Annotated in this window: 12 protein-coding genes; 6 read left to right on the top strand and 6 right to left on the bottom strand. The window is 47.7% G+C overall.

Going from position 1 to position 18,061, the window contains the following annotated elements; genetic code table 11:
• Positions 1-51: 51 nt before the first annotated feature.
• From ACYQ3S_RS06685 to ACYQ3S_RS06670, 4 genes are all read right to left on the bottom strand, one after another.
• Positions 52-1,125 carry a substrate-binding domain-containing protein gene (locus ACYQ3S_RS06685; RefSeq protein ID WP_459688011.1) on the bottom strand — a complete coding sequence of 358 codons (1,074 nt, stop codon included), beginning with the start codon at positions 1,123-1,125 and terminating at the stop codon, positions 52-54.
• 137 nt (positions 1,126-1,262) lie between these two features.
• On the bottom strand, positions 1,263-2,705 hold the full coding sequence (locus ACYQ3S_RS06680; protein WP_459688010.1) for an ATP-binding cassette domain-containing protein: 1,443 nt from the start codon (positions 2,703-2,705) through the stop codon (positions 1,263-1,265).
• Between the two features lie 4 nt (positions 2,706-2,709).
• Entirely contained in the window at positions 2,710-3,660 is a 951-nt protein-coding gene (locus tag ACYQ3S_RS06675) for a sensor histidine kinase (RefSeq protein ID WP_459688009.1), read from the bottom strand.
• A 14-nt stretch (positions 3,661-3,674) separates the two neighbouring features.
• Entirely contained in the window at positions 3,675-5,243 is a 1,569-nt protein-coding gene (locus ACYQ3S_RS06670) for a response regulator transcription factor (RefSeq protein ID WP_459688007.1), read from the bottom strand.
• Positions 5,244-5,643: 400 nt separating this feature from the next.
• Between ACYQ3S_RS06670 and ACYQ3S_RS06665 the strand changes: the two genes are divergently transcribed.
• Both ACYQ3S_RS06665 and ACYQ3S_RS06660 read left to right on the top strand, forming a co-directional pair.
• The gene (locus ACYQ3S_RS06665; RefSeq protein ID WP_459688005.1) at positions 5,644-6,825 is read left to right on the top strand and encodes an iron-containing alcohol dehydrogenase; all 1,182 of its coding nucleotides are present in this window, start codon (positions 5,644-5,646) and stop codon (positions 6,823-6,825) included.
• Positions 6,826-7,250: 425 nt separating this feature from the next.
• Positions 7,251-8,021 carry a hypothetical protein gene (locus ACYQ3S_RS06660; protein ID WP_459688003.1) on the top strand — a complete coding sequence of 257 codons (771 nt, stop codon included), beginning with the start codon at positions 7,251-7,253 and terminating at the stop codon, positions 8,019-8,021.
• Between the two features lie 53 nt (positions 8,022-8,074).
• Here ACYQ3S_RS06660 and ACYQ3S_RS06655 read toward each other — a convergent pair whose 3' ends face one another.
• Positions 8,075-10,348, bottom strand: coding sequence for an ATP-binding cassette domain-containing protein (locus ACYQ3S_RS06655; RefSeq protein ID WP_459688002.1), 2,274 nt, complete (start codon positions 10,346-10,348; stop codon positions 8,075-8,077).
• A 59-nt stretch (positions 10,349-10,407) separates the two neighbouring features.
• Positions 10,408-12,855 carry a GH39 family glycosyl hydrolase gene (locus ACYQ3S_RS06650; RefSeq protein WP_459688000.1) on the bottom strand — a complete coding sequence of 816 codons (2,448 nt, stop codon included), beginning with the start codon at positions 12,853-12,855 and terminating at the stop codon, positions 10,408-10,410.
• Between the two features lie 293 nt (positions 12,856-13,148).
• Here ACYQ3S_RS06650 and ACYQ3S_RS06645 point away from each other — a divergent pair, with 293 nt between their 5' ends.
• From ACYQ3S_RS06645 to ACYQ3S_RS06630, 4 genes are all read left to right on the top strand, one after another.
• Positions 13,149-13,637 (top strand): RbsD/FucU domain-containing protein, encoded by a 489-nt coding sequence (locus ACYQ3S_RS06645; protein WP_459687998.1) that lies wholly within the window; start codon positions 13,149-13,151, stop codon positions 13,635-13,637.
• 101 nt (positions 13,638-13,738) lie between these two features.
• Entirely contained in the window at positions 13,739-15,100 is a 1,362-nt protein-coding gene (locus ACYQ3S_RS06640) for an MFS transporter (RefSeq protein WP_459687997.1), read from the top strand.
• A gap of 22 nt (positions 15,101-15,122) precedes the next feature.
• A complete protein-coding gene (locus ACYQ3S_RS06635) occupies positions 15,123-15,959 on the top strand; it encodes an alpha/beta fold hydrolase (protein ID WP_459687995.1) in 837 nt (278 codons plus the stop codon).
• A gap of 311 nt (positions 15,960-16,270) precedes the next feature.
• Positions 16,271-18,043, top strand: a complete 1,773-nt coding sequence (locus tag ACYQ3S_RS06630; protein WP_459687994.1) for a GH39 family glycosyl hydrolase — start codon at positions 16,271-16,273, stop codon at positions 18,041-18,043.
• Positions 18,044-18,061 lie beyond the last annotated feature (18 nt).

The following is an 18,061-nucleotide window of genomic DNA, read 5'->3' as shown; positions in this document are numbered from 1 at the left end:
TGATATTATAGAAAACTGCAGGAGGCCTTTGGCCTCCTGCAGTCCGTTTCTTCATGATGCCGACGGCCATTCTGTTTCCGGTATATTTGCATATACGTCTTCTAACTTGCACAAGCCGGATTCAATCATGGTTTCGTAGATGTTATCTTGATTGACATAAATGGGTTCTGCCTGAATAACCGGAATTTCTTTGCCGTTTACTTCACGTGTACCCGTAATGCCGGAAGGCTCCTCGCCTTTTGCCACAGACAGGGCAGTATCAAATACGATGTCAGCATAGGGCGCATGGCCAGTATATACAGTGACATTCTGCGTGCCTTCTGCCACACGCTGCAGTGCTGTAATTTCACCATCCATGCCCGCTACATAGACCTTGCCTTGCAATCCTTGCGCGGTTAGAGCTTGGATAGCACCCGAGGCGATCGAGTCATTGTTGCAGATCACTGCCTGAATATCATTTCCGTTCATAGTCAGTACATTTTCCATTGCAGCCAACGCTTCGTCAGCAGACCAATGGGACATATATTGGTCGAAAACTATTTCAATATCGCCTGATTCCACATAAGGATCCAATACCTTATGATATCCATCGTTTATGTCATGCGGCAGGCTATCAGCATCTTCGCCATTGAGCAGAACATATTTGCCCTGCGGGACAGCTTCAATGGCGCGTTCTGCATTATGAATGCCAATCGCGTGATAATCGAATGTGACAATATAATCTTGCTGATCGGAACTAACAATATCCGTGTAGGAGATTACCGGAATGCCTGCCGCTTTCGCCGCAGCAACGCCTGCAGCTGCACCTTCAAAATCAACCGGAGCAACTAAAAGCACATCAACGCCCTGTGCGATCAAGTTTTCCATTTGGTCATTTTGGGTAGTGGCGTTGTTGCCGGCATCCGTGTAAATCAACTCAACACCAGCTTCATCAGCCCGTTTTTCCAGTTGAGCACGTTCCGACTCCCATACCTCTTCCTGCAGTGTCTTAAAAGCAATGCCGATTTTGATGCCATCATCGGCAGCCGCTTTGTCACCTGCCACATCCTGACTACTGCTGCATCCGGTCAGGGCTGCTGCAAGTAATGCAAAGCATGTCAATGTACTCCAGATCCGTTTTCTCATTCTTGCGTCCTCCATTCTTTCAATGTTTCATTACTGCAGGATGTCATGAGAACTATCCTGCTTGTTGTAAAAAGTATAAGGCTGACAGCCCCTCTCATCAACGTGCAGATCTTAGGGAAAAGTGTGCATTTTTTAGATTATTCATTTAAAGGGTTGCAAAATTTACATGAATATGACGTTTGATTTGGACAAGATATACAAGCGCTGTCAGGAACAAAACGGGTGCATTGACATGATAACCATGCAGTGGTCTGCGGTGTCAGCAAAATTAGCTTGCCATGCATAGCAGCCCAGTGCAGAAAAACGGAGATTTCACGATAAAAAGTCTTTTGATATTCGCTTTGTGGTATGTCAAGTATTAATGCAGGTATAGCGCGGGCCATCATTTGATACAGACGTACCTTTAATCGGTCGCGCGGCGCCAATTGATAAACCGGTTGCTGCCATTGCATGGGTGACAAATCGAGCAGCTTTCCCCATTCATCATATATGAAGTGGCAGAACTTGTCTGCTATAAAATATTTTCTGTGTCCGAGCGCATGGCAAACAAAACAATCAAGCACACTCATTTTCTCAACACTGCCCCAATCGATATAGTTTTGGTCGATCCATGCAATATGTTCTGCTGCCCACTTTGCATACTGTGCTGGAGACAGCGGTAAACGGTAAGGCTGTACAAAAATAGCGTTAGTGGATTTACCGGCAATGGCTTTGGCAGCTTCTTCACTGCACAATCCAATGACTTCGCCTTGATACAGAATAGTGGGATCCAACGATACACAGCGGGCCTTGCTTAACTGCAAAAGTGGCTTGCCTTTGAGCAAAGGTTGTGGTGGGCAAGGAGCATCGGTATGTGCCTGAAGCCAGCGGTTCAGAATTGAGGCGCCAATTGATGGATCATATTCGTTCCGCAAGTATTCCATAGCGATTTGGCCATCTCTCATGAGAAGAACTCGATCGGCCAAACCCGGCGGCAGAAAATCAGCACATTCCAGCAGAACAACGGACAACCCTGTGTTGCAGTAAGACTTGATCTTTGAAACAAGTTCAGACCTTTGCTGCGGGTTAAAAAAGCTTAGTACCTGATCGAACACTATCAACCGCGCTTTGGAGTAAACTGCACGGCAGAGTTCCAACATAATACGTGCAGGTTCAGACAAAGTGGTAGCTGGCATGCAGGCAGGGCAGGGGAACCCATAATCATCCAGTATTTTTTGTGCATATGCGTTCAACTTTTCTGAATCAGAAAATACAGATTTTCGGTAACATGGCAAAAGCAAATTTTCACCTACCGACCAACTTCCTACCAGTGCGCTTTCAGGACCTATCATAAAAATTCCTTTTTTCTGTGCCTGCTGTATATTATTGATTCGCACAGGGGTTCCGTCCATCCAATAGCCGCCCGAATGATAAGGGGTTACGCCCGCAATTACTTTGGCGGTCATTGTTTTGCCGCAGCCCGGCAGACCGAGTATTTGAATGAGCTCACCCTGAAATAAGCTGAGAGACAACCCTTGCAGTGCAGGTATTCCCTGATTACAGCAATAAATAGAATAAAGCTGTATCAGTTCCTGTTTCACCTTGTCAGTCACCTCCCTGATTAAACATTACTTGCTTAGGTAGGATGCACTCCACAATGGTCCCATGGTCAGGCTCGCTCATAATGCGTAGGCCATAATAACTGCCAAACAACAGCCGGATACGCTGCTGAACGTTGGTGAGCGCAATTCCCAGATGCTTTCCGCCTGTATATTTGTGGCTGTCGGGGTGTTCGATCGAGCGCCGCAGTTGTTGCAGCGTTTCTTTATCCATGCCTATACCGTCATCCTTGACCCGAATATAAAGATTGTCTGCACTAATGGATATAGAAAGCGATATCGTTCCCAGCCCGATCTTGGATTCCAGGCCATGCTGAACCGCGTTTTCTACTATGGGCTGTAGCAGCATTGCGGGTACAGCGAGATGAGAAATTGCGGTCCCCTCCATTTCGAATGTTTTTAAAAACAAGAATTTGTCACGAAATCGGTAATTTTGAAGTGCGATGTAATCCTCAATATGGTCAATCTCCTGCTGGAGCGTCACAAGCTGACTGCCTGCGCCAACGGTATAACGGAACATTCGGGCGAGCAATTCAATTGACTTTGCGATTTCCATTTGCCTTTCACGAATCGCCTGTCCCCGGATGCATTCGAGCGTATTATACAGAAAATGCGGATTGATTTGCCGCTGTAGTGAAATAACTTTAGCTTGGTTGTGAAGAATACGCGATATCAGAGCCCGATCACCTATGTCCTGTATTTGTATGAGAAGCTGATCCATGTTATCCAGAATTTGCTCACTGCTCGTAGAAAACAGCGGATTTTTTGCCGCTTCAGAGATTTGCTTAATGTGACGGTACAGCATCCAGCCTTGCCATGCGAAAACACATAGAATTATGCCAATTGCACATGCATATTTGCCGTTTGCTGCAAGCGGGATGACTGCCAGTAGTCCAATGTCGCTAGCTGCGATGGATACCTTTGCTTTTTGCTCCATCAGATAATCCCTTTCTATGAATAAAACTTTCGGTATTCTCCAGGTTTGATCCCTGTAATTTTTTTGAATACCCTGCTGAAATGCTTAACGTCCGCATAACCCACTTTATCTGCAATTTCTGCCATTGTGCAATCCTGTGTCCGCAGAAGCAACATAGCTTGTTTAACACGAGCCTGCATCGCAAATTCCGCAAAGCCGATACCGTTTTTGTCTTTGAAATAGCTGCTAAAATAAGAGGGGGAGAAATGAAGTTGTTCTGCGACTTCTTGAAGAGTGACTTGTCGATCCAAATGCTTTTCTACATATTTTTTTGCAGCTAATATCGGTTCGAGCTCTCGACGCTGCTTTTTTTCGTAAAGGTCCTGAACTGCCTGAGTCATACATGACAATAATTGCATTCGGCTCTCGCAATGCATGGACCATTCAAGCGCGTCATCAATGATCGTATTCATATTCTCATCCAGCCGTACTTCCTGCTGTTCAGCAACGCGGCGGAGCTGCTTTAGAAAATAGTCAGCCCATTCATATACATGGAAAAAATACTTCGGCTGGGAACAAAATTTTTGAAATTCACTTTCTAACCGACCAATTAGTCTATTTTGGTCGGTCTCAAACAGCATGCTGGCAGTGTCGGCAATAGCGTTTTTTACCTCTATGCTCAGACCATCAGATACAGGGGAAATATACTGCCCGTCCAGTATAACTGAAGTATTTTCGCAAATTCGCATGCTCAATAGTTGCCTTACATGCTCAAAACCTTGCCTGAGCTGCCCTGGATGGAGGACTGGCAGACCTACAGCAAGGAACAAATGCAAGTGAGGGTATTTGATAAAATCCTCCTGTGCGAACGGTTGAAGCGCGCAAAGGATATCAGGTCGTTTGTCCGGGTTGCACTGCACCAAAATGTAGGAAGTATGCGGAAAATAAACCACATTCCATAGCTTGATCCAAGAACGAATTAGGGTATATACATGCGCACTAACATTCTCCAAAATACTTCGTGCGGATGCTTGATCCATATCCGGACGAGAAACACAATCTGCTCGAAGCGCGAAAAACATCCAAGCAGGATGTGTGCCGATTATTGAAGCATCTGGAATATAGTTCTTTTCTGTGCAAATCCGCAAAAGCGCATTTTGCCGTATTTGTTCCATCTGCATAGAATACTGTGTATTGCGCTTGTGCTCGAGCCGAATATGCTCTTGAGCAGCTTCAATTTGGGAAGTTAATTTGCATAGCAAAGTATTTAGCTCCTGCTCATTAACCGGTTTGAGCAGATAATCCTCTACCTGATATTTAAGCGCACGCTGAGCGTATGAAAATTCGCGGTAGCCGCTGAGAACAATAAAGCGGATTTTATGGCCGGACTCAAAGCACTTTTGGATCAACTCTAATCCATCCATTCCAGGCATTCGGATATCCGTAATCACAATATCCGGACGCTCTACATGGATCATCTCCAATGCTCCAATCCCGTTATATGCCATCCCAACACAAGTGCATGTAATCTCTTCCCAATGAATGAGACAATGAATTAGCTCACAAATGCGTGGTTCATCGTCTACGATTAGTATTTTGCTCATAATGACACCGTACTTTGTGACAGGATATATAAAAGTATTAATATAAATTATAAAATAATTAATGAAATATGTCAATCGCTTTTGAGGTATCTTTAAGGGAGGGGGCCGTTTATATCTTTTGGGTGTTGCATTCAAAGGGAAAAATATATTGCGCATGCTATTTAGCCAAACGTCTCATGCATGCTATACGGAAAGAAGACAGGAGACATCCGGCTTCGGAGTCTTGCGCTGCCTGTTCTTACGAGCGCAGCGATTAGTTCGCCAATGTAGAGAAGGCGTAATTGACAGTATTGATTTGCTGTGATATTATTTTTTTTAGATACTTTAATATATAAAATAATAAAGATTTTATTTTGATGAAATAGAGTATCTGAAAAAGTAATAAAAGGAGAGATCAGTAATGAGCAGATTTTGTTTGCCAAGAGACATCTATCATGGCAAGGGGTGCATGGAAGAACTGAAGAGTCTGAAGGGTAAAAAAGCGATCGTAGTCGTCGGGGGAGGCTCTATGAAGCGTCAGGGTTTCCTCGACAAAGCAGTCTGCTACCTGAAAGAAGCCGGCATGGAAGTTCAGCTTTTTGAGGGTGTAGAGCCGGATCCGTCGGTTGAGACTGTGATGAAGGGTGCAGAGGTCATGCAGGCATTTGAGCCGGACTGGATTGTCGCGATGGGCGGCGGTTCTCCAATCGACGCAGCAAAGGCAATGTGGGCGTTCTATGAGTATCCAGATACAACTTTCGAGGATCTTTGCACACCGTTCAATTTCCCAGAGCTGCGCCGGAAAGCCAAATTTGCCGCCATCCCGTCTACATCAGGAACGGCTACGGAGGTGACAGCTTTCTCGGTCATCACCAATTATCAGACGGGCGTGAAATACCCGCTGGCTGATTTCAATATCACTCCGGATATTGCGATCGTGGATCCGGAACTGGTCGTGGGGCTTCCTGCCAAGCAGGTCGCGTACACGGGTATGGACGCGCTGACTCATGCGATTGAAGCGTATGTTTCCACGCTGCACGGCCCCTTTACCGATCCGCTGGCTTTACAGGCGATTGAAATGGTATTGGATCATCTGCCGGCATCCTACCATGGCAATATGGATGCCAGAGAGCAGATGCACTATGCACAGTGCCTGGCTGGAATGGCATTCTCGAATGCGCTGCTTGGCATTGTGCATTCTATGGCACATAAGACTGGCGCAGCGTTCTCGACGGGTCATATCCCGCATGGTTGTGCCAATGCGATCTATCTGCCATATGTCATCAAGTATAACGCGAAAGATCCCATAGCAGCAAAGCGTTATGCGGAAATCGCACGCCGGATGGGGCTGGCAGGCGTTTCTGAAAAGGCGCTTATCAATAGCCTGATTGAGAAAATCGATGCCTTTAACATAGAACTCAGCATACCGAAGACGCTGAAGGATTTCGGGATCAACGAGGACGAATTCAAGCAGAAGTTGTCCTCCATTGCGGAACTTGCAGTAGGTGATGCTTGCACTGGCTCTAATCCCAGAAAGATTACTCCGGCTGAGATGGAAAAGCTTTTAATATGTACCTATTACGGTACCGAAGTGGATTTCTGAGCACAAACAGAACCAACTTGACCGTTTGATGTTATCAGCTCCCCCTTGGAAACGACGCGCCATGTCGCCGTTGAGCAGGGGGAGCTTTCCTTATGCTGTATCGGCAGATCGCCGGGGACGCAAGGGAACTCAGCCGTTGGGCGCAATACGCCGCTCTTCCATATAGTAACGTTTTTCCAATGCTGTATCCAGTTTCCGTGTTCTCGGCGAGGGATGCATTAAGTGCCTGTGCAAGAACGTTATGGGCAGCGCGCCTTCGGAGGCAGATAGAATATGTGCAACAGATCGAAACCATGGTGAAAAACAATGCGTGAATTATGTCAACCTTTTTTCGATCTTCCATAGATACAGGCTTGACAAAGATCATACCTTATTTTATTATATACTTATATTAAATATTAAAATAAACAAAAGGGTGTGATTCCATGGTTCAACTAATATATAATGTGAAAAATGTTGGTATTCTTCCTGGCGATCAGGGTACAGTTCCGGATGGGATTCTGTATGATGGAAAACTCCCTGGCGAAACAGAACGATATATTTGGGAATTCGCGCCGGAGCAGCAGAGATCGCGGTGGAAGGAATTATTTGCCGCTTGCCCGCAGGAAAGGGTCATCATCCGGCTCTCAGGCAGCATTTTAGAAGATGCACAGAAGAAAAGCGTACCGTTGTCTTTCGACAAGTGCATGGAAATGCTTATTCGCGCAGCGGAGAGTTGCGGAAGGGAAGAGCTGATGATACTGTTCCCTTCGACGGGCATCCCGCTGGATCAACTCAGATGTCTGATCAGTCTGTTCAATATTTCTGCGGCAGACAGTACGCTCCTATGCCGCACCGGTGTAGAGATTGCCGATCCGCAGGCGGCGCTCATGGCGGAAGAATACGCGAAGATAGCAGATTTCATCATTTTCCAAACCGAGGAACTGACTAAAACAATGTATGCTATCGCTAACGGTGATGCGCGTGAGGTGGTGTGCGAATATATGCAGGACGGCATTTTCGAACAGAGCCCGTTCTGCACGTTTGACAGCGTTGGCTTAGGGACGTTGCTGCTGTTTGCAATTTGCCAGGCCAACACAGCAAAGAAGGGAATCTGCTTTGGCGCGGCAGGAAAGCCGATTGAAGAGCCACAAGGGCAGAAATTCTGCAGAGAAAACGGCATCGGCTGGATGTTGTTCGATGCACCGGCAGCATAGCGCTACACGACAGGAAAAATGGGGATGCGGGCATTGCCGGCATCCCCATTTGTTTACCATGCCTGACGCAGATAGGCTGCAGTCTCAGAAGTCTGACAGTGGAGAAAATCAGCGACAGGCCCTTCAAACAGCAGACGGCCGCCATTTTTTCCGCCTTCCGGACCGAGATCAATAATCCAGTCGGCCTGCGCGATTATTTGCAGGTTGTGCTCGATAGCAACAAGTGTGTTGTCTTGATCAACCAGACGATGGAACAGGGTGAGCAGCTGGGCAGTATCTGAGGGATGCAGGCCGGTGGTCGGCTCGTCGAACAGATAAAGCTGGCTGTGTCCCCGCAGGTGGGCGGTCAGCTTGAGCCGCTGGCACTCGCCGCCTGAGAGTGTGCTGGTAGGCTGCCCCAGCGTCAGGTATCCCAATCCGACATCACAGAGCGTTTGCAGCTTGGCGCGGATTTTGGACGAGGGGAAGAAAGAAAGTGCTTCGCAGGCTGTCATAGCCAGAACATCAAGGATGCTTTTGCCGGAAAGACTGCAGGCAAGCGCCTGTTCGCTAAAGCGCGTACCGTGACAGGCCTCGCAGGGGATGACGACCGGATCCATGAAAGCCATTTCGGTTTTGATTACGCCTTTGCCGCCGCAGACAGGACATGCACCCTTAGAATTGTAGCTGAATAATGCCGCCGGTACGCCGTTTTCTCTGGCAAACATCCGGCGGATCTCGTCCATAATACCGATGTAGCTTGCTGGAGTGGAACGTGAGGACTGACCGATCGGTGCTTGACCGATATGGATTGCCTGCGGGTATTGGCGTGGTAACTCACCACAAATCAGCGAGGATTTGCCTGCGCCTGCCATACCGCTCACTACGGTAAGCGCGTTGCGCGGCACATGAATGGTGATATCCTTGAGGTTATGCAGCGAAGCATGTGAAACAGTCAGGAATTGATGACAGGCGCGTGGTAGACGGTGTGGGCGAACGGAGCTGCGCAGGCTGCGCGCGGTGCGGGTGTCCTGCTTGAGCAGTTGGGAAAAATTCCCTTGAAACAGCACTTGACCGCCCGCACGTCCGGAATCCGGCCCCATGTCGATGATCTCGTCCGCTATGCGGATGATAGCGGGGTTGTGCTCAACAACAAGGATTGAGTTGCCGCGGTCACGCAGGCGCAGCAGCAGGCGACCGAGCCGGTCAACGTCTTTGGGATGCAGGCCGGCGGAGGGTTCATCGAATACATAAGTCAGCCCAGTCAGGTTGCTGCCAAGGTAGCGAACCATACGCAGGCGTTGGGTCTCACCACCGGAAAGGGAGGGGCTGGGACGATTGAGGTTGAGATACCCCAGCCCCATATCTGTGATCCCGCGCAGCACCTGCACAATCCGATGGGCGGTTTCTTGTCCGATTGGGTCCGTCACTCCGTTCAGCAAAGGGATTAGATCGTTGATCTCCAAATCGCCCATTTCCGCGATGTTGTATCCTATCAGGCGGCTTCCCAGCGCTGCAGGATTAAGCCGCTTGCCGCCGCAGTCCGGACAGGGACAGGAGGTGGTGAATTCTTGTATCAACCGCTGGGCCGCCTTGTTTTGCGTGTTGACACCACGGTTGAGATACAGACGGGTTATGCGGTCGAGCAGTCCCTCGTAGGTGAGCGTATAGTCGCTCCACACCTTTCCAGTGGTGTTGCGGATGGGGACGATCCGGTCTGTACCGTGCAGCAGGTCATGCCATTCCTGCTCAGTAAATTGGTTCAGCGGCTTGTCCGGCGAAAAAAAGCCGGAATTGGCATATAACTGCCACTGATAGGTGCCGACCTGATGGCCGGGGAGACGGATAGCGCCTTCATTGAGGGATTTCGAGGTGTCGAGCACTTTATTCAGATCGAACTGCACGACGTGTCCCAAACCGCTGCAGGAGGGACACATGCCTTGCGGGTCGTTGAAAGAATAGCAGGGGGAACTGCCGAGATGGGGCTGCGCACAGCGGGAAAACAGCAGGCGTAACATGGGGGCGACGTCAGTCATTGTGCCGACGGTCGAGCGGGCATCGCCGGTGAACTGCCGTTGGCGGATGACGATGGCAGGGGAAAGGCAGTCGATCCGTCCGACACGAGGGCGCTCGTAATGCGGCATGCGGTTGCGGATATACAGCGGGAAAGTCTCGCTCAGCTGACGCATAGACTCTACAGCGATGGTGTCGAATACCAGTGAGGATTTGCCCGAGCCGGACACACCGGTCACCACCACGAGACGGTTCTTGGGGATGGAGAGCGTAACGCCTTTGAGATTGTTTTCCCGCGCGCCGATGATCTGCATCGGCTGGATGGATTCTGACATAATAGTATAGCGTCCTTTCTGTATGAGAGAAATTGGATGGCTTGAGGCGGGAGAATAGTTCAGTCATTGTGCGGGGATATCAGAATCTGCACGACTTCCAGCGGACGGAGCGTAATTTGCAGATTGCGTAGATTGGTGCGTTGCTCCAGCCTGCGCTGCGGTTCGGAGCGGTGCTTGAGATAGGAAAGATAATCCGGCGAAAGCTCAGCAGGCGCTCCGAGCCGGATCCATTCATCATAAGCATTGCCGCTGTCAAGGCCGATGGAGAAGTATTCGCAGGTATACCGCTGCGCCTCCATGCCTGAAATGGAGAGATGGAAACAGAGCGGCGGCTGGTCGGAAAATGGAGTGTATCGTTCTTCGTCGGCAACGACGTCGCCGGAGAGCTGATATTCTGCTTGATAAGGACAGGCGTGATAGAGCAGGATCTGCAAACCGCGTATACTGCGGGTCACATACCACCCTCGACCTGCGGAGAGAACATGCGTCCCCATGCGGGCAAGAAAATGGAGAGCATACAGGGCAGGTTTACGAATGCCGTTATAGGTATAAAGACCGTGTCCGCCGTGAAACAGCTTAGGCTCCATTTTTTGATCCCCGATCAGGTCGCTGACGGTCCAGTAAGCTTTGGAAAGTGTCTGTCCCATGGTTTCGGTCAGGTTTTTAATCACATAGGAAGATTTATAGCAGGTGTCGTTCTGCATGTCCCATTGCCATGCGGTTGCATCCCATTCCTCCACGACGATGGGCAGGCGATCGAGTCCGCCCTCATGAAGGGCAGTCCGCATTGCTCGAATGGCATCCGGCATGAAATCGAAATTACGGCTCAGTCGGAAGCGGGCGTTCCTATCGCCCTGGTGGATGATGCGGTTGAACCCGTTTTGGATATCGTCCAGGTCATGCGGATAGATTTGCATGGAAATGAAATCCGGTACGCACCGATGGATGCGGCAAAAGTGTAGGAAATCCAGAAAAAGCTGTTTCTGATTGGATAGAAGCATACTGCCTTCTGCGCCGGGACCGCCGAAGCACAGCCGAGACGACGCCTGCTTGACCTTTTGGAACGTGCGCAGATAAAGCTGCCGGTATTCTGCCGGCGTCAGAAAACCATAAAGGGAGAATGTCATGCTGAACAGCGAAAACCGCCACTGGCGCACATTTTCCTCTCCGTAACGCTCCAGACAGTGCAGGGTGAAATGATAGACAAGGCTTTCCCATTTTTCCAAGTCGGATGGGAAACCGATAAAACAGCGGTTTTGATAGACCGGCGTGCGGCCCGGGGCAAGAAGTTGGGGCAGGAAGCCGAATTCAATATAGGGCTTGAAACCGAGCGCAAGCAGCCGGTCAAGCAGCAAGTCAATATGCGCGAACTGAAAGATCGTGCCGCCCTGTGGATTTTCGTAATAAACGTGCATGGAGTCGTTGAAAATTCCGTGAAAACGGATGTAATCGAAATGGATCAGCGCCTGCAGATCCGCAAGCTGCTGCTGGACTTCGATGGTGAGGCAATCGTCGGCATAGCCGGCGTTGATCATGTCCTGCCAGTCACGGTGCATGGTCTGTCCGCTTTCCAGCGCGGATAGGGGAATGTGCATATGCTGTGCAGCCTGTACCGGTGCCAGAAGCGAATTATGCTGAGGGACAAGGTAGCGCAGTAAGGCGTGATACTGTCTCTGCGGAAGCTCCTGTGGGATGAGTTGAGGGTCATCCCGCGGAACGTGGATCAGACCACGACGGTACTTGTTGGGCGTGACAGCATATTTGCGCTGGAAACGATTGATAAAATTGTCCGGTCGGCTAAAGCCGTTGTCCAGAGCGATGGCAGTGACGCTCTTATCTGTGATACATAGTTCCAGGAAAGCATGCTGCAGACGAATATCGTTGAGGTATTGGGTGAATGTTGTGCCGAGTTTCTCCCGAAAAAACTGCGACAGATAATTCGGTGAGAAATGCTCCTGGGCAGCGAGCGTGGCAAGCGAAATACGCTCCATATAATGAGAATTGAGGTAGTGCAGAATAGAATAAATATGTGAATCGTCAGAGGGCGGGAGAGAAGCATAGCAAAAATTCCGTTTGAGTTCGTAAAATACATCGTAGATCCGCCCAAGTAGAGCGAGGTCCGGATCGGATGGGGCGTTGAGATGGGCCTGGAAGAGTGATGCCAATGCGGCACGCAGGCGGTCATAGCGCGCCGACTCTTTCTGCTGCGCCAGAAAAGAGAGGCATCGAAATCGCAGTCCGGCCAAAGCAGTCTGGACGATTGCAGGCGAAAACGAAAAGAAGAGCATGGAGGACGAGCCGAGAAGTTCGCTGCTGTAAAGTTCATAAGGATTGATCAGCAGCACATCTGCCTCGTGCATGAGATATTGCTGTCCGTCGAGCGTGACATGCGCTTTGCCTGCCAACAGATATAAGATACCGAGGGAACTGTGCCAGTGCATGCGGCAGTCTGTAGTTGACTGGTGAAAAATACGGACGGGCGGTTCTGACAGGATGGCTTCCGGCATGATATCATCTCCTGCACAATATTTATAATATTTACTTTAACACATAAAATTAAAGTTGAAAAGATGCAATGCAGAAGAAAATACAAAAATATGAGATTAAATCACAAAAATGTTAGGGGATTGGCCATTGGATTTTTGAGTGAGGACACGGATTCCGAAAACCAGATGGAAAACCACTGTGTTTTGGGGAAGAAAATCAGTGAGGAGAAAGTTATACTGGATACATAAACAAACGGGCAGCTGGCGCCGCTGCTCTCAAATCACCGGACAGAATGACAGGAGCGTATTGAATTATGAAAAGAAGAATTTTGAATGAAAGATTGGCAGCGATTGTGGCAAGCATCCGTCACGGCGAAATGATCTTTATTGCCGATTCCGGCAGCGGCACCTGTTCCAAGGCTTTATATCCGCTTGATCCGAGCGTGGAGTACCTGGACGTCGAGGTCGTGACTGGCTCTCCGACCTTTGAGGATATTGTGCGCACGCTGGCAGAAGCGGGAGATTTTGAGGGTGCGATTATCACGGAAGACATGCCTGACCAGAACCCGAAGGATTATGGAACGCTGGTAGAGCTTTTCGGAGAAAACAAGGTGCGCCAGATCAATTATGCGCCCGAGTATTATCAGCTCCGCGACCGGTGCCGCGCGGTTGTACAGACCGGCGATATCGGCATCCACGCGCAGGCCGTGCTGGTCGCGGGCTATCCGAGTGCAGATATTGAGTTGGATGTTTTGCTCGGTAAAAAGAAGTTTACGACTATCCCTAAGAAAGACAGGAAGTGACCCTATTCCGATGAGGGTGACTTGCTGATCAAAGGCCGGCTTGGTTCCCTCATCTGTAGTCGAAGCAACGCAGGGGGCAAAGGAGAAAGGGGAGCGATCAAATGAAAAAGAAATCATCTCTGACATTGCAGGCGAGAGCAGGATACATGTTTGGCGGTGCCGCACAGACGACTATTGTCACGTTAATAAATGTCGGCCTTACATATTTCTATACAAATGTTATGGGTATCAACATCGCCAAGGTCGCACTTATCATGTTAATCAGCCGTATTTTTGATGGCTTCAGCGATGTGATAGCCGGTGTTGTGATGGATCGGACTAAGACGAAGTATGGTAAGGCGCGGCCGTGGATATTACGCATGGTGATTCCGCATTTCATTGCGCTGATTGCTATGTTTACCGTGCCGCATACATCAGAAAATCTGCAGCTGATCTATATTTTTATCGCATATAACTTTGCTAACACATTCGTTAATACCTTTGCAGGGCTGGCGCTCAGCACGCTCAATTCTCTGATGACACGCGATGCGGATGAACGCAGCCAGCTGAATGCACTGCGCCAGTTCGGTGCTCCGGTGATGGAGTTGGCGATTTCAGCATTTCTGATTCCAGCCGCCAATCTATTGGGCGGCGATCAGCGTGCGTGGATCATCGTAGTCGGTATTTTTTCGTTGATTGCATCTCTTTGTTATTTCCTGTGTTTTTTGTGGTCGCGGGAAACCTCGGAAGAAGAACGCGGCGCGAATAAGGAAACCACTTCGGCGGGCAAAGGCTTTCTGGCGGTCATCAAAAATAAATACTGGTATATCGTGCTGATCACCTGGATTATGGCGACTTTTTATCTGACGATCTCGGGTACAAATTTGTCATACTACTGTCAGTATCTGCTGGGGAATGTAGACTATATGAGCATAATCAATACAGCGGAAAAACTGTCGACTATTGTGCTGACTGCGGTGGCTGTGCCGCTTATGATACCACGGATGGGCAAGCGGAACATGATGTTGTTGGGGGCGTGTATTGTTACAGCAGGACATTTGCTTACTTTTGTTGCGCCGTTGAATATGAAACTTGCGGTTGTAGCGGCAGTGTTACGCGGTGCTGGTATTGCGCCATGCTTTGCCGTGCTGTTTGCTATGATTGCCGACTGTGTGGAATATGGTCATTGGAAAACCAATTTGCGCACAGAAGGTTTGATTTTCTGTGCAGCAACTGTCGGGCAGAAATTTGGACAGGGAGTTGCCAGCACGATCGTAGGGGGCTTGCTTGACAGTGTGGGATATGACGGCACGCTGGCGGTGCAGTCAATGCAGGCCATGGAGATGATTGAAAAGATCTATTTGTTTACACCAGTGCTTTGCTTCGGTACAGTTGTTGTCTTGATGCTTTTTTATCGACTTGACAAGGAATTGCCGCGCATAATGGAGGAACTGGAGGCAAGAAAAAGAACAAGAAATTGCTGATATTGCATGAGAGGGGAAAACCATGAATAGAATTCCATTGCACAAAGATTGGCAGAGTAAAACGCAATACATAGACCTGCCGACCGGCATCCGCATGTATTACATGGAGTCAGGAGATCCGCAGGCGGAGCCGCTGCTGTTGATCCATGGTCTGTGCGACTCCAGTCGGATCTGGCGCAGGCTGATGTGCGAGCTGGGAGATAAATACCACATCTTTGCCATTGATTGCCGCGGCGCGGGACAGACCGATAAACCGAAAGAGTTTGCCTATATGCCTGCAGAACACGCGTTGGATATTGCAGCGTTTTTAGATGCGGTACAGGTTCGGTCGGCTTATGTGTTGGCGCACTCCATGGGAACGATGATAGCCCAGGCATTAGCATTTACTGCGCCGGAACGTGTACAAAAATTATTTATGGCAGCGCCGATGGTGCGAGGCTTAGACGATGCAGCGGCTTTGCACGCGCAATATGATCAGTATGAGACAATGGATACGGCCTCCATGCCACAAAAACGATTGCAGGAACTGTTTCTGCCTTATCCGGAAAACTGCCGTGATCCGGAATTCCCTGATGGATTTTTCACAACACTGCGCGGCACTCCGGCCTGGGCAATCCGTGCTGCATGGTTTGGTGCCAATATGGCGGATCATCGCAACTTTGTGCAGTTTATCCAAGCGCCTGTCATGATGATTTGGGGCAATCGGGATACTGTTCTGGGTGAGACCTATCAAAAGGAAGTCAGGGCATGTTTTCCACATGCACCGTATCTGGTGATGGATGGGATCTCGCATGAGATTCCTAATGAAATGCCGGAAAAGCTTGCGGCATTGGCAACGACCTTTTTTGCACAAAAGTAAACAAGAAGCAAGCAGCGTGCAGAATACATGCACGCTGCTTTTCTATTGCCAGAGACAGCGGATAAATGAAAATGCAAATTGGAGAATGAAATGTCAAGTAGATAAAGCGTCTTATGCAGATTTAGGAAGATTGTTTTATATAGTGCTTTGGTGCGAGGCAGAGGAGAGACTTGATTTTAATTGTACAATAGATTAAAATAATAACAATATATAAATTAAATCATATTTAAATATATAGAATATTAATGGGAGAAAAGAAGAGCTTTACTGGTGTATATGAACAATTGTTTTGTAAACGGAGGGGATATTTGATGCTGCAGTTAGGGGATGAATACTTCGGAGTGCAGATATCTGTTAGAAGCAATGCTGAATTTCAGTTGGCGTGGAGTGATGAACTACAAGTCATTTACCAGCTTTCTGGGCGAACCTATATCAGTATGGATGAATCGTATTTTTTAATGAAGCAAAATGATCTGTTTGTTATTAATCCTTATGAAGTGGTAGATATTTCTTTACAGGGCATGTTGTTGTGTCTCTCTTTTTCCTCTTATTTGACGGCACCGGTGAATGGGATACAATTTTTGTGCCGTTCTTTTTGTTATGGAGAAGAGAGTCAGGATCAGTTTGACACTTTGCGATCCGAACTTGCAGAGATTTTGAAAATATATTTATTCCGCGAAGAGGAAAATAAGGTTGACTTGTTAAGTCATATTTATGCTTTTCTCAATTTGTTAGTTAAATTTTTTACGGCCAAAAAAGATATTGGAAGAGAATATGATAATAACTATTCTCGCTTGACGCTATTGCTCAAATATATACAAGAGAATTATCAACAAAAAATATCTCTGGGGGATTTGGCTGATATAACGTTCTTTGCACCCAATTATATCTCCCATTTTTTCAGGGATAAAATGGGGACAACATTTAGTAATTATTTGAATGATGTGCGGATGAAGCATGCTTTTTATGAATTATGCCATACATCAAAAAATATTACAGCTATTGCCATGGATAACGGCTTTAGCAGTACGAATGTTTTCATTTCTCGATTTCGCGAAAAATATGGGGTGACCCCAAAAAAATATCGGCTTGGTGTTCAATTTCAGGAAACTGATTGGAAAGGCGGTAAGGACTCTCATGATTCCGCTATTTCTATGGACAGTTTTCAGGCACTGCTTCAATATGGAAAGATTGTTCAGCCCCATATCCCAATTCCCAAGGAACCTGTGATACGAAACATCGCCTTAAATGCTGCCGATCAACCTACACAGCTGTATCATGATTGGCGGTTAATTATAAATGCGGGATATGCATTTAGTTGCCTGAGCGAATCTGTTCAGAAGCAATTGGAGATCGCAAAAAGGGAAATTGGCTTTGAATATGTTCGATTCCACGGGCTGTTTAACGATAATATGCAGGTCTATTTTGAAGCTGAGAATGGTACCCCCTGTCTCCGGTTTCAAACCGTCGATTTGCTCTTTGATAAATTATTAGAGCTTTCATATAAACCATATATTGAGTTTGGCTATGTACCGCAATTGTTGGCCACCAATAATAGTTCTATTTTTGAGACCAGAAGTTACATATCCTATCCGAAAGATATGGAGAAATGGATATACATGGTTCAGACTTTTCTAAAGCATATGATGCAACGTTATGGGACAAAGCGGATACGGGAATGGCGATTCTCGCTGTTTGGTATTAGTTTTACACAATACGGGCATTTGAGCAGGGATGAATACTATCAGCTCCATAAATATACATATCAAACAGTAAAAGATGTGGATGAACAATTAAAGTTTTGCGGGCCTGGATTTGAAGGGAGTTTATTGCTGGCCAAGAATGAGCAGGTCAGCAAACAGTTTCTGGAAAGGTGTATGAAAGAGAAGTGTGTGCCGGACTATATAACTGCGCATTCATATCCACATTCTTTCCAAGAATTGATTAAAAACTACAAGAGAATTCGCTCGGAAAGAGATTTGCAGGCTACACTGCGCCTTAGTGATAATGAACACTTTATGCAAGATGTAATCTGTTCTTTGAAAAATACATTGGCCAAATTGTACTGCTCCACTCATCGATAATAATTGATTTCGTTAAGT

The sequence above is a fragment of the Agathobaculum sp. TL06 genome, assembly GCF_054658635.1.
This window is presented reverse-complemented; position numbering and strand designations above follow the sequence as displayed.